Source organism: Rahnella woolbedingensis, assembly GCF_003602095.1.
GTDB lineage: Bacteria > Pseudomonadota > Gammaproteobacteria > Enterobacterales > Enterobacteriaceae > Rahnella > Rahnella woolbedingensis.
Map to the genome: position 1 here is coordinate 50,921 of NZ_RAHH01000021.1, position 26,672 is coordinate 77,592.

Genomic DNA, 26,672 nt, shown 5'->3' on the forward strand with positions numbered 1-26,672 from the left:
CCTATCGTTTGGAGAAGCGGATGAAACAGTTTTTGATTGCACCGTCCATTCTGTCGGCTGACTTTGCCCGTCTGGGTGAGGACACGGCCAAAGCACTGGAAGCTGGCGGAGATGTTGTCCATTTTGATGTGATGGATAACCACTACGTACCCAATCTGACGATGGGACCAGCGGTGCTGAAAGCGCTGCGCAACTACGGTATTACTGCGCCGATCGACGTTCACCTGATGGTCAAACCGGTTGATCGCATTATCCCGGATTTTGCTGAGGCTGGAGCGACTTACATCACCTTCCATCCGGAAGCGTCAGAGCACGTTGACCGTTCGCTGCAACTGATTAAAAGCCACGGCTGTAAAGCCGGTCTGGTGTTTAACCCTGCCACTTCGCTGAGCTATCTTGATTACGTGATGGATAAACTCGATGTGATCCTGCTGATGTCGGTAAATCCGGGCTTTGGCGGTCAGTCGTTTATCCCAGGCACGCTCGATAAGCTGCGTCAGGTGCGTAAAATCATTGATGCCAGCGGTTATGACATTCGTCTGGAAGTTGATGGCGGCGTGAAAGCCGAAAATATCGGTGAAATTGCTGCGGCGGGCGCGGATATGTTCGTCGCCGGTTCTGCCATCTTTAATCAGCCGGATTACCGTACCGTTATCGACCACATGCGCAGCGAGCTGGCTAAGGCCACCCATGACTGAGTCCCTGAAAGCCCTCGGTTTAGGGTTTGATCTCGACGGTACGCTGGTCGACAGCGCGCCGGGTCTTTCAGAAGCGATGGATCTGGCGCTGCAAGATTTTAGCCTGCCTGCCGCAGGCGTTGAACGCCTGAGCACCTGGATTGGCAACGGTGCGGATATCATGGTTGAGCGTGCCGTGCGCTGGGCCGAAGGCGATTTGTCGCCTGAATTTCTGCAGAAAGTACGCGATAAATTCGATCACTATTATGCCGATACCGCCGCAGGCGGCAGCCGTTTGTATTCGCAGGTTAAAGAGACGCTGGCCGCTCTGGCCGCAGCCGGAATACCTATGGGGCTGGTGACCAATAAACCTACGCCTTTCATCGCGCCTTTACTGCAATCGCTCGGTATCGACAGCTATTTCACTGTGGTGATTGGTGGTGACGACGTCGTGGCGAAAAAACCGCATCCGGCGCCGGTCTACATGACGTTAGCATTGCTGGGTCTGCGTGCCAGTGAAATGGTATTCGTGGGCGATTCCCGCAATGATATTCATGCTGCACAGGCCGCAGGCTGCCCGTGTGTCGGTATGACCTACGGTTATAACTACGGTGAAACCATCGCGCTGACTAAACCCGATCGCGTGCTGGACCATTTCGCCGACCTTTTGCCCACATTAGGGCTGTCATCTTTAAAAGATCAGGAAGCATAAAATGAGTAAACCCATCGTATTTAGTGGCGCACAGCCCTCCGGCGAATTGACCATTGGCAACTACATGGGTGCGCTGCGTCAATGGGTCAAAATGCAGGACGATTACGAATGCATTTACTGCATCGTCGATTTGCACGCGATCACCGTACGTCAGGATCCGGAAAAACTGCGCAAAGCGACGCTCGACACGCTGGCGCTGTATCTGGCGGTCGGCATTGATCCGAAGAAAAGTACCATCTTCGTGCAGTCTCATGTTCCTGAACACAGCCAGCTGAGCTGGGCGCTGAACTGCTACACCTATTTTGGTGAGCTGGGTCGTATGACGCAGTTTAAAGACAAGTCCGCACGTTACGAAACCTCCAACAGCGAAAGCATCACTGCCGGTCTGTTCGATTATCCGGTGCTGATGGCGGCTGATATTCTGCTGTACCAGACCAATCAGGTGCCGGTCGGCGAAGACCAGAAACAACATCTGGAACTGAGCCGCGATATCGCAGCCCGTTTCAACGCGCTGTATGGCGATGTGTTTACTGTGCCTGAGCCATTCATTCCGAAGTCGGGTGCCCGTGTGATGTCCCTGCAGGAACCGACCAAGAAGATGTCCAAGTCTGATGATAACCGTAAAAACGTTATCGGCCTGCTGGAAGATCCGAAAGCGGTGACCAAAAAAATCAAAAGCGCGATGACCGATTCCGAAGAGCCACCGGTCATCCGTTACGATATTAAGAACAAGCCAGGCGTTTCTAACCTGCTGGATATTCTTTCCGGTGTCACCGGCAAAGCTATCCCTGAACTGGAAGCAGAATTCGAAGGCCAGATGTATGGTCATCTGAAAGGCGCAGTGGCTGAAGCCGTTTCAGGGATGCTGACCGAAGTGCAGGAGCGTTTTAACCGCTTCCGCAGTGACGAAGCTTACCTGCAACAGGTGATGAAAGAGGGCGCTGAAAAAGCCCGCGCCCGCGCCAGCGTGACGCTGAAAAAAGCCTATGAAGCTATCGGTTTCGTTAGCTACGAATAATTCAGGCCTGGCACCAAAGCAAAAAACCACGTCTTTTGACGTGGTTTTTCATTTTCAGGGCATCAGGATCCGGCACTGAAGTTGTAGGTAAAGGTCGCGTTATAACGCCAGTCGCGGGAGGTACTGTCGAGCGGTGCGTCGCCAATGGGGCGGGCGGCTTCCACGGATAGCATGTAGTGACGGTTATCGCCAAACATCACACCAATCGCGTATGACGACAGATTCTGCTGCGGTAATCCTTGCTGATTGAAACCGGTATGCGCCGCATCCACCACCGCGTACGGTTGAATGGTTTTCAGCCAGACTCCCTGTTCCAGACTATGGATATAACGCATTTCTACCTGTCCGCCGACGCCGTAATCCCCCTGTGCATCACTGTCCGGATAGCCACGCCCGTAATGCAGGGCACCAAAATTCACCCGCTCCGGTTCCGGCAAATCATTATCCGACCAGTCACCTTCCACCGACGCGCTGAGCCGCCACTTTTTATCAAACAGATAAGCCGTGTCACCGTTAAATTTCCAGCGGGTAAAGGTCAGATCCGCGTTGGGTGTCGAATTGGTTGCGCCGAGTCCGTCGATTCCCTGACGAACGTTAAACGTGGTATTCCAGTAAGCCTGATCGTATTCCCGATATCCGGTGAGGGACAATTCTGCTGCCGGATAGCGTATCCGCTGGTTCACCTGCGGTAATTGCAGTTTCTGATCGCCGAGTCTTGCCAGTAAATCGTACTCGTATTTCTTGTCGAGATAATCCAGGCCGCCGCTGACCGTCCACTGTTTTTTACGCGTCAGCTGCAACGGATAACTGAACACCACACCGCCGTTATATTGCGTTTGAGTATCCTGTGAACCCACATTGATGCCGTTGGGTAGCAGCAATATCGTGTTGTAATCCTTATCTTTTTGCTGGTAGTAACTGCCCTTAAACTGCATCAGCAAACCATCATCGCCGAGATACTGCTGATAGTTCAGACCGGCGTAGGTTTTGCGGGTATCGCTTTCCAGGGGGATTAACGTCGCAATACCCAGTTGCTCGCCATAGGTGCTCAGGCCGCTCAGCGTGGCGTTGACCACTGCAGAGCTGTCGCCTTTGCGGGTATCAACGGCGGTGGCGATATTCCAGTTCCGCGGGCGTGTGGCGTCGACATTGAGCGTGGTTGCGCCATAAATATTGTCAGGGTTTTTCGCTGATGCGTTGATTTTGGTATCGGGGGTGCGCTCCATCAGCAGGGTGTAGCGCTCGAAGGTGTCCTGCGTCAGCGGTTTCTCCGCCATGATGTGTTGCGATAATTTGCTCAGCCAGCGGCCGACCTGCTGATTGTCGCTGTGGATTTGGGTGCCGGCAATATACCCCTCCACCAGACCAATTTTCAGTACGCCATCTTTAAAGTTATCCGTCGGAATATAGGCATACGAGAGGATAAAACCGTCATCATGATATCGCTGCGTGATGGAGTCCGTCGCCGCCAGCAGGGCTGATATCGGTACCTTTTTGCCGATAAAGGGGGCGAAAGGCGCAGCCAGCGAATCCAGCGGATATTGTGTGCCGCCGACAAACTGGATGTGTTTCACATCGACCAGTGTCTGAGGTGTCAGGCTGGGGGAGGGTTTTTGTGCTGGCAGGTCGATTTTTTGCGCTTTGGCCGGCGGCTGCGAAATGGGCTGAGCCAGTTTGGCCGGGTTATTCGGGTCGATCAAGGTAGGAAACATATCTGCCGAACTGTAACCAATGGCAGAACCCAATAAAGCCACTATGCAGGATTTTATTCTCATAAACATTCCTTTGAACGCACAGGCAAAAGTTGGAGCTAAGAGGGCAAACCCGCTCTCCGGCAGAGTCGGAGAACGGGCGTTATACCGCTAAAGATTACTGTGTTTTATTCAATTTCAGTCCAAGGCCGCCGGTAAGCCCGCCAACGGTGGTGCCTACACCGGCAAGCAAACCGCCTGATTGTGAAACTGATGCGCCTGCACCCGCTGAGATACCGCCAGAGTTACTGGCCGTTGTTGTCGTGGTGCTGCTGGCCGGAACCAAAATGGTGCCGGTTTTAGACACTGCCTGTCCGGTATCCGTAACCGCTGTACCCAGACCCGCAAGAGCCGGTGTACTGGTGGAGAGTTGCGTCCCTGTGCTGCTGACCGTTGTTCCGACCTGACTGAGCAAGCCATTCACTGGTGTGCCCAGACCTGTCGCGCCGCCCACAGTCTGGGTGGTGTTTTGTACCTGCGCGACAACAGGCGTGACCACGCCGGTTGCTGCCGTTGTTACACCGGAAAGTGCACCACTTTGCACGTTGGTGGCTAATCCGTTACCCGTTGTCGTCACGACTTTCCCGACGTTATTCACCAGTCCGCCTGCTGCCGTTGTCACTCCGCTGGCCGGGGTTCCGGCAGTATTGGCTGAAAGCGAGGTGCCGAGGCCAGAAACGCCGGTGCCTAAATCAGCCACGGCGATGGGAACTCCGGCGACGGTTGTCCCGATGGCATTAGGATTGGTGCCGAGTTGCCCCACACCGTTTTGCACACCACTGCCGACGTCCGTAACGGCTTTACCTGTGCTGTCGATGATGGTGACGACGCCGGTGCCTGCGACCGGAATATTACCCACCGGTGTCTGGCTGGCGATACTGCTGACCTGCGTCCCCAGGCCACCGACTGCTCCACCCGCATTGCTCAGGATGGTGCCGGTCGCGAGTGTGGTAGACGTCGTCCCTGTTCCTGTTCCTGTACCCGTTCCGGTACCTGTCCCTGTGCCGGTTCCAGTCCCGGTCCCAGTTCCAGTTCCAGTTCCATTCCCGGCGGTGGTGGTGCCGTCACCTGTCGTGGAGGTGCCTGTACCCGTTCCTGTTCCTGTGCCGTTGCCTGCGGTAGTTGTTCCGTCACTGCCTGAAGTGGTTCCATCACCGGTTGTAGCCGATCCGGTTGTGGATGTTTTTGCCGTATGAGAAGAACCGCCGCCGCCACTGCCGCTACAGGCAGCCAGTGACAGGGCGACTAAGATTGCCAGGGCAATCTTGTTAACATGACCAACATGAATGGTATGGCGCATGATTTGACCCTCCACGGGAGATTACGCCACAGTTGGCGTAATTAAAGTTTAAGTTGAAGATTCTGAATATTCCATTTGGGTGGGGTGATTATTTTGAATTTGGAATGAGATGGGTGAGATAACAGGAATTATATACTGTTATAAGATTCGTCTTATAAGTGGGGGCGAGAAGTGAATCTGAATTCACTTCTCTGAATTGATTAATAAAATAAATGGAGTTTTTTTGAGCAAAAAGGCGTTACAGACGGGTTTCGCTGGCAAACCAGTTCAGTTTCTGGCGTAAACTCACGACTGTACCGACAATGATCAAACTTGGGCTCTGTACCTGTTTTGCCAGACTTTCGAGCTCAGTGAGGCTGCCGGTGACCACGCGCTGCGTCTGGCTGGTGCCGTTTTCGACCAGTGCCACAGGCGTTTCTGCTGGCAGACCGTTTTCCAGCAGACGACGCTGGATTTCCGGCGCCTGTGTCAGACCCATATAAAACACCAGCGTTTGCTGGCCCTGAGCCAGACAGGCCCAGTCTAAAACGCCATCCTGCTTCGCATGGCCGGTAATGAGCCGCACGCTTTGCGCATGGTCGCGATGAGTCAGCGGAATGCCGCTGTAGGCTGAGCAACCGGAGGCCGCCGTAATACCCGGCACCACAGAAAACGCGATACCTGCGGCTTTCAGCGCTTCCAGTTCTTCGCCGCCACGGCCAAAGATAAACGGATCGCCGCCTTTGAGGCGCACAACGCGTTTGCCCATCAGTGCCTGTTCCAGCAGGATTTCGTTGATACGCTCCTGCGGCACGCAGTGATGCCCCGCCCGTTTGCCGACAAAAATACGCTCTGCATCACGGCGAATCAGATTCATTACGCTGTCAGAGACCAACCGGTCATAAACCACAACATCGGCCAACTGCATCTGCTGCAAGCCTTTCAGGGTCAGCAATCCGGCATCGCCTGGTCCGGCACCGACCAGAATGACTTCGCCATGTTTATCTACCGGTTCACTGAACAGCTCTTCGAGATATTGCCCGCTTTGCGCGTCGTCATTATTGGCCAGCGACTGCGCCAGACGATGATGATTAAACAGCTTTTCCCACCAGCGGCGGCGCTCTGCGGCATCGGTGAAATGCGCTTTAACGCGGGCGCGTAATCCGCCAGCTACCTGGGCCAGTTTACCCAGATGCTGCGGCAAAATGGATTCCAGACGCTCACGCAGCAGGCGCGCAAGCACCGGCGCATTGCCACCGGAAGAGACGGCGATCATCAGCGGTGAACGGTCGATGATCGACGGCATGATCACGCTGGCGCTTTCCGGTGCATCGACCACGTTACAGAACACGCGGCGCTGCTCGGCGGCTTCGCTGACTTCCTGGTTTACTACGTCTGAATCAGTCGCGGCGATAACCAACCATTTTTCATCCACCAGCAGCGGGGAGAATTCGCCTTTCAGCAGGCGGACTTTGCCTTCATCTGCCCAGATTTGAAATTGCGACGTGAAGGTCAGGGCGTTAACCGTTAGTTTTGCGCCAGCATCGAGCAGCAGGCGCGCTTTACGTTCAGCCACGTCCCCGGCACCGACCAGCAAACAGGCTCTGTTTTTTAACTGACAAAATAGCGGCAGGTAATCCATAGCAAATATTCTCTGAGACAGCGTTCTTGAAGCGACATTGTTTTAAATAAAGAACAACGCCGCCCGGAGGCGGCGTGGAAAGCGCGGAGTTTAGCAGGTTTGCGCCTGAAGACTGGCGGTATTCAGTTCAATATTCCCGTCGCGGACACGCACTTCGTAGGCGGAAATTGAATGCGCTTCATCTTCCATACAAAGACCGTCTTTCAGGCGGAAATGTTGTTTTTTCAGCGGACTGGCCACCCAGAGCTCGCCCTGATGTTCAGCGATGATTCCGCGTGACAGCACGCTGGCCTGCGCGAACGGGTCGATATTCGACAGCGCGAAAATCTGCTCATCGGCATAGGGACGGAACAGCGCGATTTGCTGATCGCCTGCCAGTGCGCAAACACCGCAGCCCGGCAGGATCTGACCGACAGAACAAAGCGTTAACCACTGGCTCATAATACTTCCTCCCCGTCGGCGAGTTGTGTCACCGGAATACGCTCGTCAGGGCGCGCCGGACGATGTTGCTGGCGTTCACCGACGAACTGCACATTCGGGTCGCGCTGGCTGCTGTTGATAAAGTGGGTAAAGCGGGTTTGCGCCGCAGGATCGTTCAGCGTTTCCTGCCACTCGCAGATGACCGATTCGCGCAGGCGTGCCAGTTCGGCTTCCAGCTGATCGTTGAGCCCGAGTTTGTTATCGATGATGACTTTACGCAGGTAGTCGATGCCGCCTTCGAGGTTGTCCATCCAGACCGAGGTGCGTTGCAGTTTATCGGCGGTGCGGATGTAGAACATCATGAAGCGGTCGAGATAACGCAACAGGGTATCGTTATCCAGATCGGCGGCCAGTAAATCGCCATGACGAGGTTTCATGCCACCGTTACCGCAGACATACAGATTCCAGCCGTTTTCTGTCGCGATAATCCCGACGTCTTTACCCTGAGCTTCTGAACATTCACGGGTACAGCCGGACACACCGAACTTCATTTTGTGCGGCGTGCGGATTCCTTTGTAGCGGTTTTCCAGGCTGATGCCGAAACCGAGGCTGTCGCCCACGCCATAACGGCACCAGGTGCTGCCGACGCAGGTTTTGGCCATGCGCAATGCTTTGGCGTAGGCCTGACCGGTTTCGAATCCGGCGTTGATCAGTTTCTGCCAGATGGCCGGTAAATCGTCTTTCTGTGCGCCAAACATCCCGATGCGTTGCGAACCGGTGATCTTGGTGTAGAGATTATATTGCGCCGCGATTTCGCCAATCGCCTGCAAACCTTGCGGAGTGATTTCACCGCCCGGCGAGCGTGGGATGACGGAATACGTACCGTCTTTTTGCATATTGGCGAGGAACACATCATTGGTGTCCTGCAACGGCGTGTTTTGCGGCTTGAGAATATAATCGTTCCAGCACGACGCCAGCAGTGAACCGACGGTCGGTTTACAGACTTCACAGCCGTAGCCTTTGCCGTATTTATTCAGCAAATCATCATACGAACGGATGCCTTCGACGCGGATCAGGTGATAGAGCTCCTGTCGAGAATAGGCGAAGTGCTCGCACAGATGATGGTTAACTTCGATGCCCTGCTTGCTCAGCTCGGCATTGAGCACCTGCGTCACCAGCGGGATACAGCCGCCGCAGCCGGTACCGGCTTTGGTCGCTGATTTCAGTGCCGCCACGGTATGGCAGCCGCCCTGAACCGCTTTGATGATGTCGCCTTTGGTGACGTCAAAACATGAGCAGATTTGCGCGGTTTCGGGCAACGCATCGGTACCGATCACCGCGCCGCCGCTGCCCGCGTGGGCGGGCAGGATCAGCGCATCCGGATTTTCCGGCAACGCAATGCTGTTCAGCACCAGTTGCAGCAGATTGCCGTAATCACTGGTATCACCGACCAGCACTGCGCCGAGCAGCGTTTTATTATCTTCGCTGACTACCAGGCGTTTATAGAGAGATTTGCTTTCATCGAGATAAACGTAGCTGCGTGCGCCAGGCGTGCGGGCGTGCGCGTCGCCGATACCGGCCACATCAACGCCTAAAAGTTTCAGTTTGGCGCTCATGTCTGCGCCGGTGAAGGCGTTATCGCGACCGAGTAAATGGTCGGCGGTGACCTGCGCCATTTTGTAACCCGGAGCGACCAGACCGAAAGTGCGCTGATTCCACGAGGCGCATTCGCCGATGGCGTACACGTGCGGATCGCTGGTCTGGCATTGGTCATTAATCACGATGCCGCCACGCGGAGCGATTTCTAAATCACACTGGCGCGCCAGTTTGTCCTGCGGACGGATACCGGTGGAGAATACGATGAAATCGACTTCGAGGAAGGTACCGTCGGCGAATTCCATGGTCTTACGGGCAGAGGTGCCGCCCTGAACAATCTGTTTGGTATTTTTTGCGGTATGAACCTGCACGCCCATGCTTTCGATTTTCTGGCGCAGCTGGCTGCCGCCCATAACATCGAGCTGTTCGGCCATCAGACCGGGTGCGAATTCAACAACATGTGTTTCAACGCCGAGATTTTTCAGCGCGCCTGCGGCTTCCAGTCCCAGCAACCCCCCGCCAACCACAGCGCCGCGTTTGCTGCGACGGGCGCAGGATTCAATCGCATGTAAATCTTCAATGGTGCGGTAAACAAAGCAATCCTGGCCATCAGAACCGGTGATCGGCGGAACCCACGGGTAGGAACCGGTCGCGATAATCAGTTTGTCGTAATACACCGTCCGGCCGCTGCTGGAATGAATGACTTTCTCCTGGCGGTTAAGCGTAATGGCGCGTTCGCCAATCAGCACATTGACGTTGTGTTTTTCGTAGAAGCCTTCGCGAACCAGTGACAGTTCTTCGGCGGTATGATGGGAAAAATAGGAGGAAAGATGCACGCGGTCATAGGCCACGCGCGGTTCTTCACACAATACCGTGATCTCGAACTGGCCCGGTTCTGCTTTATCCAGTAAATCTTCGATAAAGCGATGGCCCACCATGCCGTTGCCTATTATCGCGAGTCTGACTTTGCTCATAATTGCCTCAATTTTAATTTTCTAAGGCTAAACATAACGCGCGCGAAGCGGGGGGTATTGATACAAATCAAGCAGCTCCCAATATACTCCTTAGGGGGTATTTGACTGATTTAATTGAGTTTTTGTGTAACCTTTCGATTTATAAACACTTTCAGGCTATTGTTCTAAGATTGGCTTTAAAAATTCTGACGATGAAGTCTTTCTAAAAACGATGAGGTAACGCGTGACGAAAACACCTTTGCGTACCATTAAGAATGTACGCCTGCCCGACCGGGAAGGGCTGTGGCAGATAGATATCGAAGACGGCGTGATCCGCCATATCACTTCTCAGCTGGATAATGCCGATTACGGCGAACATATTCTGGACGGCGAAGGCGGGCTGGCAATACCTCCTTTTATCGAGCCGCATATTCACCTCGATACCACTCAGACTGCCGGTCAGCCAGCGTGGAATCAGTCCGGTACCTTATTCGAAGGCATCGAGCGCTGGGCAGAACGCAAGGCGTTGCTGTCGCACGAAGATGTGAAACAGCGCGCGTGGCAGACGCTGAAATGGCAAATCGCCAACGGCATTCAGCATGTGCGTACGCATGTTGATGTTTCTGACCCCACGCTCACCGCGCTGAAAGCGATGCTTGAAGTGAAAGCCGAAGTCGCACCGTGGGTGACGCTGCAAATTGTGGCGTTCCCGCAGGAAGGCATAATGTCCTATCCGAATGGCGAAGCCTTGCTGGAAGAGGCGCTGAAGCTGGGCGCAGACGTCGCGGGCGCAATCCCGCACTTTGAATTCACCCGCGAATACGGCGTGGAATCACTGCATAAAACCTTCGCGTTGGCGAAAAAATATAACGCGCTTATCGACGTGCATTGCGACGAAATTGACGACGAGCAGTCACGTTTTGTTGAAACGGTCGCAGCACTCGCGCTGCGCGAGAATATGGGCGCACGGGTGACGGCCAGCCATACCACGGCGATGCATTCCTATAACGGCGCTTATACATCGCGGTTATTCCGTCTGCTGAAGATGTCCGGTATCAACTTTGTCGCCAATCCGCTGGTGAATATCCATCTGCAAGGGCGGTTTGATACCTATCCGAAACGCCGCGGCATTACGCGCGTCAAAGAGATGCTGGATGCCGGTATTAACGTCTGTTTCGGGCATGACGATGTGTTCGACCCGTGGTATCCGCTGGGTACCGCCAATATGTTGCAGGTGCTGCACATGGGCCTGCATGTTTGCCAACTGATGGGCTATCAGCAAATTAACGACGGGCTGAAGCTGATTACGACTTACAGTGCGCGCACCCTGGATCTGGACGGTTACGGTCTGGAAACTGGCAACGCCGCCAGTTTGGTGATCCTGCCGGCTGAAAACGGTTTCGACGCGGTGCGCAGGCAAGTACCGGTACGCTATTCCATTCGTCATGGATCGGTGATTGCTGAAACTCTGCCTGCAAAAACAACGATTCATCTCGATAAAGATTATTCCGTTGATTTCAACAGCTAACCGCTGGATAAACGATAGTAACAATTTGAAATATCTGAAAAAGTTACTGTGAAGCGTAAATAACCGTAAAGGTCTGGCGCTCGGCGTAAAGGCTCTTTAGAATCAGTGAGATCTGTTGTTTGTTTTTTCTGGAAAGGAATTGTCATGTTTAAACGTACTTTGGTGGCCTTAACTGCGCTGCTTTCTCTGACGGCAATGTCGCCGGTTTTTGCTGCCGGACAAACCCACGTCATGCTGACCACTTCAGCAGGGAATATCGAACTGGAACTCGACAGTGCTAAGGCACCGGTTTCCGTGAAGAATTTCGTTGATTACGCCCAGAGCGGATATTACAACAACACCATTTTCCACCGCGTGATCCCAGGCTTTATGGTTCAGGGCGGCGGTTTTACTGCGGACATGCAGCAGAAAGCGACCAAAGAGCCTATCAAAAACGAAGCCGACAACGGCCTGCGTAACCTGCGCGGTACCGTCGCGATGGCGCGTACAGCGGATAAAGACAGCGCGACCAGCCAGTTCTTCATCAACGTGGCGGATAACGCCTTCCTGGATCACGGTCAGCGTGATTTCGGTTATGCAGTATTCGGTAAAGTGATTAAAGGTATGGATGTGGTAGACAAAATGTCACAGGTGAAAACGGACAACGTTGGGCCTTATCAGAACGTGCCGACCACACCGATTGTGATTTTGTCTGCGAAAGTGCTGCCTTAATTTTTTAGCCTTGCAGTTCCTTTCCGAAGTAGAAGATGAAGCCTCCGCCAGCCGGAGGCTTTTTCTTGCCCATTTTATGCCCCTTTCTTGACGCCCATCCCGCTGACTAATAGGTTTTAAAGAACGCCCCGCGTCCACTTTCAAGGAAAATGAAATGAGTGAAGCCCGTCTGATTGCAAAAGCCATGAATGAAGGCAAACCGGTGCAGGATCTGGTGATCCTCCCTGCGCTGGCCAACCGCCACGGATTGATTACCGGCGCGACCGGTACCGGCAAAACGGTCACGTTGCAAAGAATGGCCGAGCAGTTTTCCCGCATCGGCATTCCGGTGTTTCTGGCGGATGTGAAAGGCGATCTGTCCGGCATCGGCGCAGAAGGCGTTCCCTCGGAAAAACTCAATGCCCGGCTTGCCGGTATTGGCGTCACCGGCTGGCAGCCACAGGCGTGCAGCATGATCCCGTGGGATATTTTTGGTGAGAAAGGACATCCGATCCGCGCCACGATTTCCGATCTGGGTCCGTTGCTGCTGGCGCGATTGCTGGATCTGAATGAGGTGCAAAGCGGGGTATTGCAGCTGGTCTTTAAGATTGCCGACGACAATGGTCTGCTGCTGCTCGACATGAAAGATTTACGCGCGATGGTGCAGTTTACCGGTGATAACGCGAAACAGTTCCAGACGCAGTACGGCAATATCTCCTCTGCTTCCATCGGCGCCATCCAGCGCGGACTGCTGACGCTGGAAGGTCAGGGTGCCAACCAGTTCTTCGGCGAGCCGATGCTCGACATCAATGACCTGATGAAAACCGACAAGAATGGTTACGGCATTATCAATCTGCTGGCGGCGGATAAGCTCATCAATCAGCCGAAGCTCTATTCTGTTTTCCTGTTGTGGCTGCTGGCAGAACTGTTTGAACATCTGCCGGAAGTGGGTGACCCGGAACAGCCTAAGCTGGTGTTCTTCTTCGATGAAGCGCATTTGCTGTTTAACGACGCCCCGCAGGCGTTGCTGACCAAAATAGAGCAGGTGGTGCGCCTGATCCGCTCCAAAGGGGTGGGCATCTATTTCGTGACTCAGAATCCGCTGGATATTCCCGACAGCGTGCTCGGACAACTGGGCAACCGGGTACAACATGCCCTGCGCGCGTTTACGCCGCGGGATCAAAAAGCGGTGAAAGCGGCGGCACAAACCCTGCGGGCGAATCCGGCTTTCGATGCAGAAACCGCGATTACCGAACTTGGCGTCGGCGAAGCGCTGGTGTCATTCCTCGATGAAAAGGGCCGTCCCGAAGTGGTTCAGCGTGCAATGGTCATCGCGCCGGAATCCAAAATGGGCATGCTGGGCGAAGATGAACGTAACAAAGCGATTAATCAGTCGCCGCTGTATGGCCGTTATGAAGACAGTATCGACCGTGAATCTGCTTACGAGAAAATTACCGCTCAGGGATTTGGTACGGTCAACACACCGCAGCAAACAGGTACGCAAAAACCGGCAGAAGAGACTTCTTCCGGCGGCGGGCTGATGGGCGGGTTAAATGAAATTCTGTTCGGGAGCACGGGTCCGCGCGGAGGTAAACGCGACGGTGTGGTGCAGGTGGCTGCCAAAAGTATGGCGCGTGATTTAGGCCGCCAGATCCTGCGCGGCGTACTCGGCTCGATTATGGGCGGACGGAAAAAGTAATCACTTCATCTGATAATACGCAGGAGCTGAAACGGATCAGCTTCTGCCTACTTTTTCCTGTCTGGCCTCTCACAATTTTGTGCACAAACGCAGGGCAGACATTATTTTATGTCTTATGAAGCACGTTGTTGCCCACCATTCTGATGCAAAACTACTCAACTTGAAGGCTGTCACATTTTTCATCTGCCGTGATTTGTAGGCTGAATTGTTTTTGGGCTAAATCAATTCAGCAAAAAAGGAATGAAGATGAAGAAACTACTCGTCACTGGGATCGTTATGGGACTTTTTTCGTGGCAGGCTACGGCACAAATTATTGTGCTGACAGATGCTGAAGCCGGTACTGAACTGGGGAACTGGAAGACAGATAACAAGAAGCTGAACATTGCGGGTACCGATTTCAGCATCGAACAAAAAGTCCTGCACGGCGGTAAGCAGGAAGGGTCAAAGGTCATCACTATTACCAGTAAAGGGCTGACTATCGCCCTGAGCCCGACCCGTGGCATGGATTTGCTGCACGTTACTGGCGATAATATCCGTCTGGGCTGGGATTCACCGGTCCAGGAAGTGGTGAATCCGGCTTATATCAATCTGGAAAGCCGTAACGGCGTGGGCTGGCTGGAAGGTTTCAACGAAATGATGGTGCGTTGCGGCTTCGAATGGACCGGGCATCCGGTTACCGCCGACGGCATGATTTATACGCTCCATGGCCGCGCCGGGAATACTCCGGCCTCGAAGGTGGAGATTGAGATTGCTGATAAAGCGCCGCATGAAATCACCGTCCGCGGTTTGCTGAAGGAGGACACTTTTAAAAAGGCGAAGCTGGAAACCTGGACTGAGCTGCGTTACGTCCCCGGCAGCCATTCTTGGACTATTCACGACACCCTGACCAACCAGTCTGATTATCCGCACGACTACCAGATTATCTATCACAGCAACTTTAGTCAGCCGATCCTGGAAGAGGGCGCCCGTTTCATCGCGCCGCTGAAATCGATTTCTCCGTTCAACGAGTACGCCAAAAAAGGACTGAACGACTGGCAGACTTACGCCGGGCCAACCAAAGGCTTCGATGAGATGGTCTTCAATATGGTGCCGTTATCCGATGCGCAGGGCAAAACCATTGCCGGTGTGGTCAACAAAGCGGGAAATAAAGGGGCATCGATTGAATTTGATACCCATCAGTTGCCGCTGCTGACGCTGTGGAAAAACACCGACACCCTGAAACAGGGCTATGTAACCGGTATTGAACCGGGTACGAATTACGCCTATCCGGTGACTATCGAACGTGAACAGGGACGGGTAAAACAGCTGCAGCCTGGACAGAGCACCGTGTTTGAACTGAAATACTCTCTGCTGCCAGATGCCAAAGCGGTACAACAGTTGGAAGAACGGGTGAAAACCTTGCAGGCAGACCACAAAACAGAGGTCAGCGACAAACCTATCGCTGTTGAATAATCCGAGTTTAGGGCGCGCAGTCCGGCGCCCTTTTTTCTCTGTCTATACTTAACTCCACAAGGTATGTGCCCGAATGGCGCTACCCAGGGAGGAAATATGGCGAAGAAACTGACACTCAGACAGCAGGAAAAACTCTTTCGCGAACGTCAGCGGCAGAACTTTCAGGCCAGCAGCGCGCTGGATGGCCTTGAGGTGGAAGTCGTGTCTCTGGACAACGAGAAAATCGTACAGCGTCTGGCCGAACTGAGGGGGCACTATGAACGATAAACTCGTGGCAGGTGCAGATCCTTATTACTATCCCGGTATCAATGTCCTGAAAAATTCTCTCGAAATCCGCGAAGCCCACCGCCTGCTACAGGCCGAACTGGCCTTTACGGCATTGCGGGCTGCGGCGATGCCACTCGGTCCTGCCGTGATGGGATTGCCACACCTTTGCGCCATCCACCTGTCGCTTTTTCAGGATATTTATCCGTGGGCAGGGGAATTTCGTGAAATCGACATCTACAAAGACGATACCCAGTTTTGTCATTTCGAATACATCGAAAATGAAGGCAACGCGCTGATGCAGGAGCTTGATGAAGAAGAGTTTCTGGTCGGATTGCCGCTGGATAAGTTTGCGGAGAGGCTGGCGCATTACTATACCGGCCTGAATCTGCTGCATCCGTTCCGCGAAGGCAACGGGCGTGTGCTGAGGATTTTTGTCGAGCAGCTGGTTATCCACGCCGGTTATGACATTGACTGGTCGAGAATCAGCCGTGAAAGCTGGCTGGCCGCCAATAAAACCGCAGTGTTTGGCGATGAAACCGATCTGGTGGCGATTTTTAACACGGTCATCAGCGAGATTGCAGAAGAACATTGATCGACAAAATACTGAGCCCAGGCTGAAAAATGCGTAGAATTGCCCGGTAAATTTTCGACTTTTACCGGGAACACTATGCTGCTGCTGATCGACAACTACGACTCTTTCACCTACAACCTCTATCAGTATTTTTGCGAGCTGGGCGCAGAGGTGAAAGTGATGCGTAACGATCAGCTGACGCTGACCGATATTGAGCAACTTGCCCCGTCGCATCTGGTGATTTCTCCCGGCCCCTGCACGCCAGATCAGGCGGGCATTTCCCTGCAGGCCATTACTCATTTTTCCGGTAGTCTGCCGATCCTCGGCGTCTGCCTCGGGCATCAGGCGATGGCGCAGGCATTTGGCGCAAAAATCGTGCGGGCGCGTCAGGCAGTCCACGGCAAAACATCGCCAGTCCGCCATACCGGTCAGAGCGTATTTACCGGGCTGAATAACCCGCTGACCGTCACCCGCTACCATTCGCTGGTGGTCGCACCACAAACGTTGCCGGACTGTTTTGATGTCACCGCCTGGACAGAGCGGGAAGGCGGGCGCGACGAAATTATGGGCATCATGCACAAAACGTTGCCGCTGCATGGGGTTCAGTTCCATCCGGAAAGCATCCTGAGCGAGCAGGGACATCAGCTTCTGGATAATTTCCTTAAAATCTAATCATTTAATAACGAGTTAATATCGCTGCAAAAATTACTTACCCATCAGGTGCGATTTCTGTTTGCCTGCGTGTGATTTTTTATGCATATTTTGTGATTATATTTTCATATCACTCTCAGTAAGGGAAAACGGTTATGGCAGATAAATCAGCGGTAGATCGGGGTACGTTCGACAAAGTGATTTTGCCGGTTTATTCACCTGCAAAATTTATTCCCGTTAAAGGTAAAGGCAGTCGTGTCTGGGATCAGCAGGGCACCGAATACGTTGATTTCGCCGGCGGCATTGCCGTGACGGCGCTCGGCCATTGCCATCCGGCACTGGTTAAAGCGTTACACGAACAGGGCGAAACCCTGTGGCATCTCAGTAACGTATTTACTAACGAACCCGCGCTGCGACTGGCTCAAAAGCTTATCGACGCGACCTTTGCTGACCGCGTATTTTTCGCCAACTCCGGCGCTGAAGCCAATGAAGCTGCTTTTAAACTGGCGCGTTATTACGCTTCGCACCGCCACAGTCCGTACAAAACTAAGATCATCGCTTTCCATAACGCCTTCCATGGCCGCACGCTGTTTACCGTGTCTGTCGGCGGCCAGCCGAAATATTCCGATGGCTTCGGCCCGAAACCGGCTGACATTGTGCACGTGCCGTTCAATGATCTGGACGCTGTAAAAGCTGTGATCGACGATCACACCTGTGCAATTGTTGTCGAACCTGTGCAGGGCGAAGGCGGGGTGACACCGGCCACTAAAGAGTTCCTGCAAGGTCTGCGTGAGTTGTGCGACAAACATCAGGCGCTGCTGGTGCTCGATGAAGTGCAAAGCGGCATGGGACGCAGCGGCAAACTGTTCAGTTATATGCATTACGGCGTGACGCCGGATATTCTGACCAGTGCCAAAGCGCTGGGCGGCGGCTTCCCGGTTTCAGCTATGCTGGCAACCGAAGAGGTCGCCTCGGTGATGGAACCGGGCAAACACGGCACCACCTACGGCGGTAACCCGCTGGCCTGCGCCGTCGCTGAAGCCGCACTCGATATCATCAATACGCCGGAAGTGCTGGCTGGTATCAATGAACGCCGCGAGAAATTCATTACTGCGCTGGATGCCATCAACCAGAAGTATCAAATATTTAGCGAATTCCGCGGGCAAGGGTTGCTGATCGGTGCCGAGCTTTCCGAGGCCTGGAAAAACCGTGCAGGCGAGTTCCACGCCGCCGCCGCCGAATTCGGCCTGATGATGCTGGTCGCAGGACCGAACGTGATGCGGTTTGCACCATCACTGGTTATCGACTTCGCGGATATTGAAGAAGGGATGGAGCGGTTTGAAAAAGCGGTGGCGAAGGTTGTAGGGTGATCCCTGCGACCCCGCCAGGATAAGACTGAGTAAATTTAGGTTTCTCACTAATAGTTATCACATGGTTGTTTGCGCCGAAACCGAGCAGAGGGGAAAGGCTTTTCCCCTCTGCTCGGTTTCGGCGCGATGAGTTAAGTGATCGCTGCACTTAAGAAACCGAAATGGCTCAGGTTAGCTTTAAGTCTTCAGTGCATGGCATCTGCACTTAAGAAACCGAAATATTCTCCGATTAGCTTTAAAAAGCAGTCTGGCTGTAAGCCAGTAAAAAGGGGATTTAAAAGGGGCATTCCCCTTCACGCCTTTCGCGTCAGCCAGATCCCATGATGTGGCCTTTGCTTCCACGCCAAGGACGAAATGGTATGCATCACGCTGAGATGCGAAATCACGCGCCGCAGATGGCGCTCCATCTCGGTCAGCGGCATATCGGGATGCAGGTCAGGCGCATTGATCAGCGTGCTCTCATTCCCCGGTCCGTCATACATCAGCCGCTGCTGACAGCTCTGCAACGCGATTTCACAAGTCTGCAAATATTCCGTCGCCAGTTTCTCCGGCAGCATGTAGTGCTCGCGGGCGAGGATGGTCATCGCGTTGATATGCTCGACGATAAACTGACTGTGCGTCACCCACAGGCGCATATCTGCCAGATAATGCGAGTTAAAACCCGGTTCCTGCATCGCCTGATTAAGCGAGGTGAACAGCTTATTGTGCGCCTGATTGACCTGCATGCGGGTGTAGGCGAGCTTCGAGGTATCCGGATTTTCTTCAAGCAGTAAGCGGATAGCATCCTGATAAGTTTCCAGCGCCTGATGGGCATTCTGACGCAGTAATCCGCTTTGCCATTGCGGCCACAGCCAGATGGTGCCGCCGAAAGCCAGCGCGCAGCCAATCAGCGTATCCACCAGCCGCGGTACCAGAAAATGCACGCCGTTCATCGCCAGCAGTTGTAGTGTGTACACCGCCGTGACCGTCATCCCGACCATCGCCAGCCCGTAGTTTTTGCGCAGCACCGTATACGACACCAGCGTAACGATCAGCATACACATCAGCGTGATGCCTTCGGGTAATTCCAGTTTCAGTAATCCGGCGGCAATCAGCAGTCCGGCCAATGTGCCGAGCGCACGGTGCTGGATCCGCACGCGCGTGGCGTTATAGCCGTTCTGACTGACCAGCATGATGGTCAGCAAAATCCAGTAAGGCTTGGGCAGATTAAAGAACAGACCCAGGCTGCTGCCAATGGCGAGAATGGTCCCCAGACGGGCAGCATTACGCAGGGCGGAAGATTTGAACGAAAGATAGCTTTTCAACGCAGGCCAGAACGGCAAACGGGGCTGCGTGTTCATCAGGTCGCGGCGATAAAGCGGGCGCTGTGTCCGCAGCAGGCGTGCAATGCGGCTGAAATGGTAATAGCAAAACTGCCCGACCGGATTATCCGGCGTTCGCGCGGCGATTTTTTCCAGCGCGGCCAGCTCGTTAGCCATGGTAAAACGCTCGGATAACCGGTGATAAAGAATGTCGTCGGCAATGACCCGCAGGCGTGCAGAAATAACCTGTGCATTGCGGCGGATCACCGCTTCGGCATGACTCTCCTCCACCAGCTTCTGCACTTCTTCCGGCTGATGCAGGCTCACCGTGATGTGTTCCTGCAAATCGAGCGCCACCTGAAATCGCTGGAACAGTCGCTTATGCTGATGATGATCGCCGTGATGCGGCAGCATATGTAATTGCTGATAAAGCAGGGCAATCAGGTCGATGACCTGCTGCTGGCGGTTGAGCAGCGGCGGCAGCGCGGTTTCAGGGTTGGTATGTTGCGTCAGAAGGCTGTATTTGGCTTCGAAATAGTCCGCCAGTTGCAGATAGAGCTGGCTGAGCGTTTCGCGCATCGGCTGCTCTTTGGAAATACGAAACCACGCCCAGTTAAAGAGTCCGTACCAGGCGGTACCGGCGGCGAACAGTGCCGGAGCCTGCCACATCGGCCGGATCCCCACCATGCTGAGTGTGAAGATGGTCGCGACCAGTGCGCCGGGCAACAAACGTGCATGCAACGGGCTGATTTCGCCGGTCACGCCTAGCAGCAGCGCCAGCGAAAGCATGATGAGCGGCAGGGGAATGTGCCAGCTTTCCAGCATCACTTGCAGCAGAATGCTGCTCACGGCAAACAGCGAGCCGCCGACGATCAGGCGTTTGAAAAAGCGTTTGTGTGGGGTATCCAGACCCGCGACGTTGCAGCAGGCAGGACAAAGAGAGAACAGCAGGCCCATTTGCAGGTTGCCGAACATCCAGCAGATACCAACAGGCAGGCACAGCACCAGCGTCTGGCGCAGCGCGTAGTTAACTTCTGGATGGTAAAAAAGTCTTCGCCATAGCGTCATGGGTAAAGATTAGCCCATAAAAAAGGCGCGACAGTGTTCTGCCGCGCCGACTTTTAATGGATTAACGTGTGCCGTAAACGACAATCGTTTTACCGTGTGCGGAGATCAGACTCTGATCTTCCAGCATTTTGAGAATTCGTCCGACTGTTTCACGTGAACAACCGACGATTTGGCCGATTTCCTGACGAGTGATCTTGATTTGCATCCCGTCCGGATGGGTCATCGCATCAGGCTGTTTAGCCAGATTAAGCAGGGTTTGAGCGATACGACCTGTTACGTCGAGGAAGGCAAGGTTGCCGACTTTCTCTGACGTCACTTGCAGACGGTTTGCCATCTGCGCGGAAAGACGCATCAGAATATCCGGGTTAACCTGAATCAGCTGGCGGAATTTTTTATACGAAATTTCAGCCACTTCACAGGCAGTTTTTGCACGAACCCACGCACTACGTTCCTGACCTTCTTCGAAGAGTCCCAGCTCGCCGATGAAGTCACCTTGGTTAAGGTAGGACAGTATCATTTCTTTGCCTTCTTCATCCTTGATAAGGACAGCAACTGACCCTTTCACGATGTAATAAAGCGTTTCGGCTTTTTCACCCTGGTGAATCAGCGTACTTTTAGAAGGATACTTATGTATATGACAGTGAGACAGGAACCATTCAAGAGTCGGGTCTGTTTGTGGCTTGCCGAGAACCATTTGCTATTATCCTCTGTTGTTATCGCTGCCCAAAATCACAGGGCTCAGAGTTCCCTGTATGGCGTCTTAATTAAAAAGCGCCCTTTCAGCATATAACTCCCCAGAAATGCTGCAAGCGGGTGTCGGAGTGAAACAGCCTGTTTATTGCCGTTATCACCTTGGGTTCTGTTCTTAAACCGCGAAAACCGTCACCGCAATTTACTGGAAAGTATGTTTCGGCTTTGTTTGTAGCACAGGTTTGCAATGCTGTCTTGTGTTGTCTCGCTTCAGCATGATGGCGATCGGGTTACGTTGCCAGATTTTGGGTGAAAGGGTAGTCTGAGGGGAAAGTTTGATGAATTTATTCACCGGGAGAATATGACATGCACGCACGCGTAAAATGGGTAGAAGGGCTGACGTTTTTAGGGGAATCAGCTTCAGGCCATCAGATTTCTATGGATGGCAATGCGGGCGATAAAGCACCGAGCCCGATGGAAATGTTACTGATGTCCGCAGGCGGTTGCAGCGCGATTGATGTGGTGTCTATTTTGCAGAAAGGTCGCAATGATGTGCGTGACTGCGAAGTGAAACTGACTTCACAGCGCCGCGAAGAAGCACCGCGCCTGTTCACGCACATCAACCTGCATTTTATCGTCACCGGTAAAGATCTGAGCGATAAAATTGTGGAGCGCGCGGTCAGCCTGTCAGCCGAAAAATATTGCTCGGTTTCACTGATGCTCGGTAAAGCGGCGACGATTACTCACAGCTTTGAAGTGATCAGCGTCGAATAAATCATGACCAGTCGTACGACTGGCAATGGTTTCGCAGTAAATCCAAAAATCGCCGCGCGGCAAACGTCAGCGGCGATTTCTGCGAGTAAAGCACGCAATATTCCGCCTGCGGCAGGGCGTCGATATTGAGCAAACACAATCTGTCTTCCAGTCCGAACGGCGCTTTCATCGCCCGCGCCACAATGGTCAGATAATCTGACTGCAACACCATATTCAGCCCGCATATCACCGAATCGGTATGCACCGGCATTTCCGCCCCCGGCTGATGAAATCCGCCCATCGATAACCGAATCTGTTGGTAATAGCCCATATCCGTTTCCGGCAACAGCCAGCGCGCGTCCTGTAATTCTTCCAGAGTCGTGGCGCCTGCCAGCGGATGTCCGCGCCGGGCGATAACGCCGAAAGGCGCGCTGAACAGGGGTTCGCGCACCAGGTCTTCCAGCGGTAATCCCGGTCCGGCGGTACCGACCGCAAAATCCAGTTTGCCTTCACGCAGCGCAGGTAACAGCGTCGAGAGTTGTCCTTCTTTGATGAGCAATTTGGACTGCGGAAACTGCGTCTTGAATTCACCGGTCAGACCTGGCAGAACCGTCAGCGCCAGCAGAGAGGATAAACCTGTGGCAACAGAACCTTGAGAATACTGGTCAATCTGGCGTATTTCATCGGCGGCGCGCTCGAGCTCTTCGAGAATAAACTGCATCCGGCGCGAAAACGCCCGGCCCGTTTCGGTCAGCGTCATCCCCTGATTACCGCGCACAATCAGCTGAGTATCGAGCGCCTGTTCCAGTTCACGCAATGTCCGGCTGACCGCTGGCTGCGATTGTCCCATCGCCCGCGCCGCGCCGCGAATGCTGCCACTGCGTATAACCTGCTGGAAAACCTTCAGTTGCTGTATTTTCGGCAAATAACGCATTGCGTCCCTATCAGTAAAAAGCATCACCTGCCTAAAAATTACATCTTATGGCTGCGTTGTAAAGCTGATAGCGTCAATGATGTGAAAATAATGCGTTGTTATTCAGTTGATTGCGTGACGCAAGTCGCATTTTACCTTTTGCCCGACAGGGTGAATCTCTGGCGTAGTGATAACAAAAAGGGATATCCGCTATGAAAAGTCGTTCCCTGATGATCTTCCTGCTATTTGTCGGCTACGCCGTGGTGTATATCGACAAAACGGTCATGGGCTTTGCATTACTGCCGATTGAGCGCGAATTTAATCTGCAACCTGAACAGCTGGGATATATCACCGGCATTTTCTTCCTGGCGTACTCGATATTTCAGATCCCTGCTGGCTGGCTGAATGACCGGTTCGGGTATAAAAAGGTGCTCGGCATGTCGCTGTTCCTGCTGGGGGGCTTCGCGCTGTGCTTCGGGGCGCTGGGCTTTAGTCTGGGATTACTGATCACGTTCCGTTTTCTCTCCGGTGTCGGGCATTCCGGCTATCCCGCTTCCTGCGCTAAGGCCGTGGTTTCCAACTTTGCGGTCGAGAAACGCACTTTTGCGCAGTCGATTTTGCTGTCTTCCGCCGGACTGGCAATGACCGCCGGACCGCTGATTGCGGTATACAGCCTGGATCACCTCGGCTGGCGCGGCTCTTTCTCCATTCTCGGATTACTGGCATTCGCGATTGCCGCCGCGATTGTGATTCTTGTGCCCAATCCGCCGAAAGCGCAAGTCCGTACGGGTGTCAAAACCGGTTATCGCGAGTTGCTGAAAAATCCGATTGTCGTGCTGCTGTTTGTCTCGATTTTCTGCATCAATATTCCGTCGTATGGCCTGATGGCATGGTTGCCGAAATATCTGGTGCAGCAGCGCGGTATGTCACTTGATGTGTCCGGTCTGGTGGTGGCCACCGGCGGGCTGGGGATCTGGATTTCATCACTGGCCACCGGCTGGCTGGTCGGGCGCTATATGCAGGGCAAAGAGCCAAAAGTGATTTTCTGCTGCGCATTGCTCAGCGCGCTGTGCATCTGGCTGGTGTTTACATCTTCATCGGCGGTAACGGCGGGGCTGTTCCTGTTCCTCGGTTATGTGTTCCTGATGGCGTCCTTTGTGACCGTCTTTACGCTGCCGATGAAACGCCTGCCTGCGGAAGTCATGGGCGCAGCTATGGGGATCATTAATACCGGCGGAACCCTCGGCGGTTTTGTGGCGCCGATTGCGATGGGATATCTCATCACTGCCAGCCACAGTTACCTTTCTACGTTTGTATTTCTGGCGCTGGCGATGGTGATGGCAGGTCTGGCTATCCTGCCGCTGGCAATTAAACCTCGTGCGCCAATGCGCGATGTGGCTTAACTGAGGAGAAGAGTGATGACTTTTAATTTCGATGCAATGCTGGCTGAAGTCAAAACTGACGTTCTGCGCTGGCGCAGACATATTCATGCCCATCCTGAGCTCTCTTTTCAGGAGCATAAAACGGCAGCCTACATCACAGAGCAACTGGAAAGTTTCGGCGGTCTGACCCTGACGCATCTGACGCCCAACAGCGTGATTGCCGATCTGAAAGGGGCGCATCCGGGGCCGATATACGCGCTGCGGGCGGACATTGATGCATTGCCGATTCAGGAAGAGAACGACGAACCCTTCTGCTCCACCGTACCGGGCGTGATGCACGCCTGCGGGCATGATGCCCATACCGCGATGCTGCTGGGTGCGGCGAAAGTGCTGACGCAATGCCGGTCTGAATTGCACGGTTCAGTGCGGTTTATCTTCCAGCATGCAGAAGAAGTACCGCCGGGAGGTGCGCAGGAACTCGTGGATCTGGGCGTGCTGGACGGTGTGGCGAAAATCTTCGGCCTGCACGTGATGCCGAATTCCCCGACCGGCGAAGTGGGGCTGAAAGAGGGCGTTTTCTGCGCCTCCACGGATAACTTTGATATCACCATTACCGGGAAAGGCGGTCACGGTTCGATGCCGCATTTGTGTATCGATCCGGTGGTGATTGGCGCAGAAATCGTTACCGCACTGCAAAACGTCGTGGCGCGCCGTATTGATCCGCTTCAGGTGCCGGTGCTGACTATCGCGACCTTCCAGAGTGGCGAAAGCTACAACGTGATCCCTGAGAGGGTGAAACTCGCCGGAACGCTGCGTACTCATCACAGCAACGTGCGCGAACAGGTGCCGCAGGTGATGGAGCAGATCATTTCGGGGATTACGGCGGCGCATGGCGCGACATACGAACTGCGCTGGACGCGCGGCTATGTGAACGGGGATAACCATCCCGAGGCCTGCGCAATTGCGCGTCAGGTGATCGAAAAAACACTGGGGCCACAGGCGCTGCACGAAGTCACTCAGCCGTTGTTTGGCGGAGAAGATTTCTCTTCCTATCAGCAAAAAGTGCCGGGATGTTTCCTGTTTATTGGCAGCGGGAATGAAAAAATCGGCGCGACTTATGGCGTACATAATCCGCGCTTTCGTCTGGATGAAGAGGCGTTACAGATTGGCGTCGCATTGCATGTCGGGTTTATCCGTCAGTTGCTGATGAACGACGCCTGAGTCCGTTATTCGATCTTTTTCCCTTCCATCAGGCGCTGCACTAGCGGCGCCATAATCAGCTCCATCGCCAGCCCCATTTTCCCGCCCGGTACGACCAGCGTTTTGATATGCGAGATAAACGAACCCTGCAACATCGCCAGCAGATACGGGAAATCAATGTCATCCAGCCCCTGGAAGTGGATCACCACAAAGCTTTCATCAAGGGATGGAATGGCTTTCGCGGCAAACGGGTTCGAGGTGTCGATGGTCGGCACACGCTGGAAGTTAATGTGCGTGCGGGAAAACTGCGGCGTGATGTAGCTGATATAGTCATCCATCGACCGCACGACGGAATCCATCACTGCTTCGCGGGAATGTCCGCGCTCGCCGGTGTCGCGTACCAGTTTCTGGATCCACTCAAGGTTCACGATAGGCACCACGCCGACCAGCAGATCGACCTGAGCGGCAACGTCTATTTTGTCCGCAACGACTCCGCCATGCAGCCCTTCGTAGAATAAAATGTCCGTCGGTTCCGGCAGCGCCTGCCACGGCGTAAAGGTGCCGGGTACCTGATTGTAGGGAACGGCTTCGTCATAAGTATGCAGATATTTGCGCGAACGACCGGTGCCGGTTTTACCGTACTCGATGAAACTTTTTTCCAGCAGACCAAAGTCGTTGGCTTCCGGCCCGAAATAGCTGATGTGACGCCCAAGGTCACGAGCCTTACGGATCGCTGCATCCATTTCAGGACGTGTGAAATGGTGAAAGCTGTCGCCTTCCAGCTCAGCCGCACGCAGGCCAAGCTGCTGAAATATTTTACGAAACGCCAGACTGGTCGTGGTGGTACCCGCTCCGCTGGAGCCGGTCACTGCAATGACAGGATGTTTTGCTGACATAGTGAGCTGTTCTCCATAAAGGTAATGCTTGCAGGCGTGCTGTGGTCTTTTCTGTGGATGAAGACCTGGCGTCAACGCTGCGCATATTTAAGCCTATTGTTACCATAATTATTCGAAGAGGGACAGGAGCGTAGCAGGCAATCCGCTGTGGGTGAGCTTCTTACACTGCGTAACGATGAAGCGCAGACCGGAG

General features: G+C 53.8%; 23 protein-coding genes. 14 read left to right on the plus strand and 9 right to left on the minus strand.

Going from position 1 to position 26,672, the window contains the following annotated elements:
• The first annotated feature begins 20 nt into the window (after positions 1 to 20).
• From rpe to trpS, 3 genes are read left to right on the plus strand one after another with little or no spacing between them, the layout of a single operon-like run.
• Positions 21 to 698 (plus strand): ribulose-phosphate 3-epimerase, encoded by a 678-nt coding sequence (gene rpe, locus D6C13_RS17270; RefSeq protein ID WP_120133941.1) that lies wholly within the window; start codon positions 21 to 23, stop codon positions 696 to 698.
• Positions 691 to 1,389, plus strand: coding sequence for a phosphoglycolate phosphatase (locus D6C13_RS17275; protein WP_120133942.1), 699 nt, complete (start codon positions 691 to 693; stop codon positions 1,387 to 1,389). Before rpe ends, D6C13_RS17275 begins: the two co-directional genes overlap by 8 nt.
• 1 nt (position 1,390) lies before the next feature.
• Positions 1,391 to 2,407, plus strand: coding sequence for a tryptophan--tRNA ligase (gene trpS / locus D6C13_RS17280; protein ID WP_112288630.1), 1,017 nt, complete (start codon positions 1,391 to 1,393; stop codon positions 2,405 to 2,407).
• 62 nt (positions 2,408 to 2,469) lie between these two features.
• Here trpS and D6C13_RS17285 read toward each other — a convergent pair whose 3' ends face one another.
• From D6C13_RS17285 to nirB, 5 genes are all read right to left on the minus strand, one after another.
• The gene (locus tag D6C13_RS17285; protein ID WP_425272722.1) at positions 2,470 to 4,188 is read right to left on the minus strand and encodes a ShlB/FhaC/HecB family hemolysin secretion/activation protein; all 1,719 of its coding nucleotides are present in this window, start codon (positions 4,186 to 4,188) and stop codon (positions 2,470 to 2,472) included.
• An 88-nt stretch (positions 4,189 to 4,276) separates the two neighbouring features.
• Positions 4,277 to 5,458: a collagen-like triple helix repeat-containing protein gene (locus D6C13_RS17290; protein ID WP_120133944.1), complete on the minus strand. Its 1,182-nt coding sequence runs from the start codon at positions 5,456 to 5,458 to the stop codon at positions 4,277 to 4,279.
• Positions 5,459 to 5,696: 238 nt separating this feature from the next.
• Positions 5,697 to 7,079 carry a siroheme synthase CysG gene (gene cysG / locus D6C13_RS17295; RefSeq protein WP_120133945.1) on the minus strand — a complete coding sequence of 461 codons (1,383 nt, stop codon included), beginning with the start codon at positions 7,077 to 7,079 and terminating at the stop codon, positions 5,697 to 5,699.
• A 90-nt stretch (positions 7,080 to 7,169) separates the two neighbouring features.
• On the minus strand, positions 7,170 to 7,520 hold the full coding sequence (gene nirD, locus D6C13_RS17300; RefSeq protein ID WP_120133946.1) for a nitrite reductase small subunit NirD: 351 nt from the start codon (positions 7,518 to 7,520) through the stop codon (positions 7,170 to 7,172).
• The gene (gene nirB, locus D6C13_RS17305; protein WP_120133947.1) at positions 7,517 to 10,069 is read right to left on the minus strand and encodes a nitrite reductase large subunit NirB; all 2,553 of its coding nucleotides are present in this window, start codon (positions 10,067 to 10,069) and stop codon (positions 7,517 to 7,519) included. The genes nirD and nirB overlap by 4 nt, the downstream gene beginning before the upstream one ends.
• Positions 10,070 to 10,292: 223 nt before the next feature.
• Here nirB and D6C13_RS17310 point away from each other — a divergent pair, with 223 nt between their 5' ends.
• The 8 genes from D6C13_RS17310 (at position 10,293) to argD (ending at position 18,276) form a co-directional block, all read left to right on the plus strand.
• The gene (locus tag D6C13_RS17310) at positions 10,293 to 11,576 is read left to right on the plus strand and encodes a cytosine deaminase (protein ID WP_120133948.1); all 1,284 of its coding nucleotides are present in this window, start codon (positions 10,293 to 10,295) and stop codon (positions 11,574 to 11,576) included.
• Between the two features lie 144 nt (positions 11,577 to 11,720).
• Positions 11,721 to 12,287, plus strand: a complete 567-nt coding sequence (gene ppiA, locus D6C13_RS17315) for a peptidylprolyl isomerase A (RefSeq protein ID WP_120133949.1) — start codon at positions 11,721 to 11,723, stop codon at positions 12,285 to 12,287.
• Positions 12,288 to 12,441: 154 nt separating this feature from the next.
• Positions 12,442 to 13,965 carry a helicase HerA-like domain-containing protein gene (locus D6C13_RS17320; protein ID WP_120133950.1) on the plus strand — a complete coding sequence of 508 codons (1,524 nt, stop codon included), beginning with the start codon at positions 12,442 to 12,444 and terminating at the stop codon, positions 13,963 to 13,965.
• 246 nt (positions 13,966 to 14,211) lie between these two features.
• Complete coding sequence (locus D6C13_RS17325; RefSeq protein WP_120133951.1) at positions 14,212 to 15,417, plus strand: aldose 1-epimerase family protein; 1,206 nt, start codon at positions 14,212 to 14,214, stop codon at positions 15,415 to 15,417.
• 96 nt (positions 15,418 to 15,513) lie between these two features.
• Positions 15,514 to 15,684: a YhfG family protein gene (locus D6C13_RS17330; protein WP_120133952.1), complete on the plus strand. Its 171-nt coding sequence runs from the start codon at positions 15,514 to 15,516 to the stop codon at positions 15,682 to 15,684.
• Positions 15,674 to 16,276, plus strand: a complete 603-nt coding sequence (locus tag D6C13_RS17335; RefSeq protein WP_120133953.1) for a putative adenosine monophosphate-protein transferase Fic — start codon at positions 15,674 to 15,676, stop codon at positions 16,274 to 16,276. Before D6C13_RS17330 ends, D6C13_RS17335 begins: the two co-directional genes overlap by 11 nt.
• A 75-nt stretch (positions 16,277 to 16,351) precedes the next feature.
• Positions 16,352 to 16,927, plus strand: a complete 576-nt coding sequence (locus tag D6C13_RS17340) for an aminodeoxychorismate synthase component II (RefSeq protein WP_120133954.1) — start codon at positions 16,352 to 16,354, stop codon at positions 16,925 to 16,927.
• A 134-nt stretch (positions 16,928 to 17,061) separates the two neighbouring features.
• Positions 17,062 to 18,276, plus strand: coding sequence for a bifunctional acetylornithine/succinyldiaminopimelate transaminase (gene argD, locus D6C13_RS17345; protein ID WP_120133955.1), 1,215 nt, complete (start codon positions 17,062 to 17,064; stop codon positions 18,274 to 18,276).
• 293 nt (positions 18,277 to 18,569) lie between these two features.
• Here argD and D6C13_RS17350 read toward each other — a convergent pair whose 3' ends face one another.
• Positions 18,570 to 20,645, minus strand: coding sequence for a YccS/YhfK family putative transporter (locus tag D6C13_RS17350; RefSeq protein ID WP_120133956.1), 2,076 nt, complete (start codon positions 20,643 to 20,645; stop codon positions 18,570 to 18,572).
• Between the two features lie 61 nt (positions 20,646 to 20,706).
• Positions 20,707 to 21,339 carry a cAMP-activated global transcriptional regulator CRP gene (gene crp / locus D6C13_RS17355; RefSeq protein ID WP_013573634.1) on the minus strand — a complete coding sequence of 211 codons (633 nt, stop codon included), beginning with the start codon at positions 21,337 to 21,339 and terminating at the stop codon, positions 20,707 to 20,709.
• 362 nt (positions 21,340 to 21,701) lie between these two features.
• Here crp and D6C13_RS17360 point away from each other — a divergent pair, with 362 nt between their 5' ends.
• Positions 21,702 to 22,109, plus strand: a complete 408-nt coding sequence (locus D6C13_RS17360; protein WP_120133957.1) for an OsmC family protein — start codon at positions 21,702 to 21,704, stop codon at positions 22,107 to 22,109.
• A gap of 1 nt (position 22,110) precedes the next feature.
• On the opposite strand, the gene D6C13_RS17365 is transcribed toward D6C13_RS17360, so the two are convergent.
• Complete coding sequence (locus tag D6C13_RS17365; RefSeq protein ID WP_120133958.1) at positions 22,111 to 23,022, minus strand: LysR substrate-binding domain-containing protein; 912 nt, start codon at positions 23,020 to 23,022, stop codon at positions 22,111 to 22,113.
• A 191-nt stretch (positions 23,023 to 23,213) separates the two neighbouring features.
• Between D6C13_RS17365 and D6C13_RS17370 the strand changes: the two genes are divergently transcribed.
• Both D6C13_RS17370 and D6C13_RS17375 read left to right on the plus strand, forming a co-directional pair.
• A complete protein-coding gene (locus D6C13_RS17370; RefSeq protein WP_120133959.1) occupies positions 23,214 to 24,404 on the plus strand; it encodes an MFS transporter in 1,191 nt (396 codons plus the stop codon).
• Between the two features lie 15 nt (positions 24,405 to 24,419).
• On the plus strand, positions 24,420 to 25,604 hold the full coding sequence (locus tag D6C13_RS17375; RefSeq protein ID WP_120133960.1) for a M20 family metallopeptidase: 1,185 nt from the start codon (positions 24,420 to 24,422) through the stop codon (positions 25,602 to 25,604).
• A 5-nt stretch (positions 25,605 to 25,609) separates the two neighbouring features.
• On the opposite strand, the gene D6C13_RS17380 is transcribed toward D6C13_RS17375, so the two are convergent.
• Positions 25,610 to 26,479, minus strand: coding sequence for a phosphoribulokinase (locus tag D6C13_RS17380; protein WP_112288608.1), 870 nt, complete (start codon positions 26,477 to 26,479; stop codon positions 25,610 to 25,612).
• Between the last annotated feature and the right edge of the window lie 193 nt (positions 26,480 to 26,672).

What these genes read in the sequence shown, in the direction of transcription:
- rpe (WP_120133941.1), top strand. Translation starts at nt 21, where the DNA reads ATGAAACAGTTTTTGATTGCACCGTCCATTCTGTCGGCTGACTTTGCC.
- D6C13_RS17275 (WP_120133942.1), top strand. Translation starts at nt 691, where the DNA reads ATGACTGAGTCCCTGAAAGCCCTCGGTTTAGGGTTTGATCTCGACGGT.
- trpS (WP_112288630.1), top strand. Translation starts at nt 1,391, where the DNA reads ATGAGTAAACCCATCGTATTTAGTGGCGCACAGCCCTCCGGCGAATTG.
- D6C13_RS17285 (WP_425272722.1), bottom strand. Translation starts at nt 4,188, where the DNA reads ATGTTTATGAGAATAAAATCCTGCATAGTGGCTTTATTGGGTTCTGCC.
- D6C13_RS17290 (WP_120133944.1), bottom strand. Translation starts at nt 5,458, where the DNA reads ATGCGCCATACCATTCATGTTGGTCATGTTAACAAGATTGCCCTGGCA.
- cysG (WP_120133945.1), bottom strand. Translation starts at nt 7,079, where the DNA reads ATGGATTACCTGCCGCTATTTTGTCAGTTAAAAAACAGAGCCTGTTTG.
- nirD (WP_120133946.1), bottom strand. Translation starts at nt 7,520, where the DNA reads ATGAGCCAGTGGTTAACGCTTTGTTCTGTCGGTCAGATCCTGCCGGGC.
- nirB (WP_120133947.1), bottom strand. Translation starts at nt 10,069, where the DNA reads ATGAGCAAAGTCAGACTCGCGATAATAGGCAACGGCATGGTGGGCCAT.
- ppiA (WP_120133949.1), top strand. Translation starts at nt 11,721, where the DNA reads ATGTTTAAACGTACTTTGGTGGCCTTAACTGCGCTGCTTTCTCTGACG.
- D6C13_RS17320 (WP_120133950.1), top strand. Translation starts at nt 12,442, where the DNA reads ATGAGTGAAGCCCGTCTGATTGCAAAAGCCATGAATGAAGGCAAACCG.
- D6C13_RS17325 (WP_120133951.1), top strand. Translation starts at nt 14,212, where the DNA reads ATGAAGAAACTACTCGTCACTGGGATCGTTATGGGACTTTTTTCGTGG.
- D6C13_RS17330 (WP_120133952.1), top strand. Translation starts at nt 15,514, where the DNA reads ATGGCGAAGAAACTGACACTCAGACAGCAGGAAAAACTCTTTCGCGAA.
- D6C13_RS17335 (WP_120133953.1), top strand. Translation starts at nt 15,674, where the DNA reads ATGAACGATAAACTCGTGGCAGGTGCAGATCCTTATTACTATCCCGGT.
- D6C13_RS17340 (WP_120133954.1), top strand. Translation starts at nt 16,352, where the DNA reads ATGCTGCTGCTGATCGACAACTACGACTCTTTCACCTACAACCTCTAT.
- argD (WP_120133955.1), top strand. Translation starts at nt 17,062, where the DNA reads ATGGCAGATAAATCAGCGGTAGATCGGGGTACGTTCGACAAAGTGATT.
- D6C13_RS17350 (WP_120133956.1), bottom strand. Translation starts at nt 20,645, where the DNA reads ATGACGCTATGGCGAAGACTTTTTTACCATCCAGAAGTTAACTACGCG.
- crp (WP_013573634.1), bottom strand. Translation starts at nt 21,339, where the DNA reads ATGGTTCTCGGCAAGCCACAAACAGACCCGACTCTTGAATGGTTCCTG.
- D6C13_RS17360 (WP_120133957.1), top strand. Translation starts at nt 21,702, where the DNA reads ATGCACGCACGCGTAAAATGGGTAGAAGGGCTGACGTTTTTAGGGGAA.
- D6C13_RS17365 (WP_120133958.1), bottom strand. Translation starts at nt 23,022, where the DNA reads ATGCGTTATTTGCCGAAAATACAGCAACTGAAGGTTTTCCAGCAGGTT.
- D6C13_RS17370 (WP_120133959.1), top strand. Translation starts at nt 23,214, where the DNA reads ATGAAAAGTCGTTCCCTGATGATCTTCCTGCTATTTGTCGGCTACGCC.
- D6C13_RS17375 (WP_120133960.1), top strand. Translation starts at nt 24,420, where the DNA reads ATGACTTTTAATTTCGATGCAATGCTGGCTGAAGTCAAAACTGACGTT.
- D6C13_RS17380 (WP_112288608.1), bottom strand. Translation starts at nt 26,479, where the DNA reads ATGTCAGCAAAACATCCTGTCATTGCAGTGACCGGCTCCAGCGGAGCG.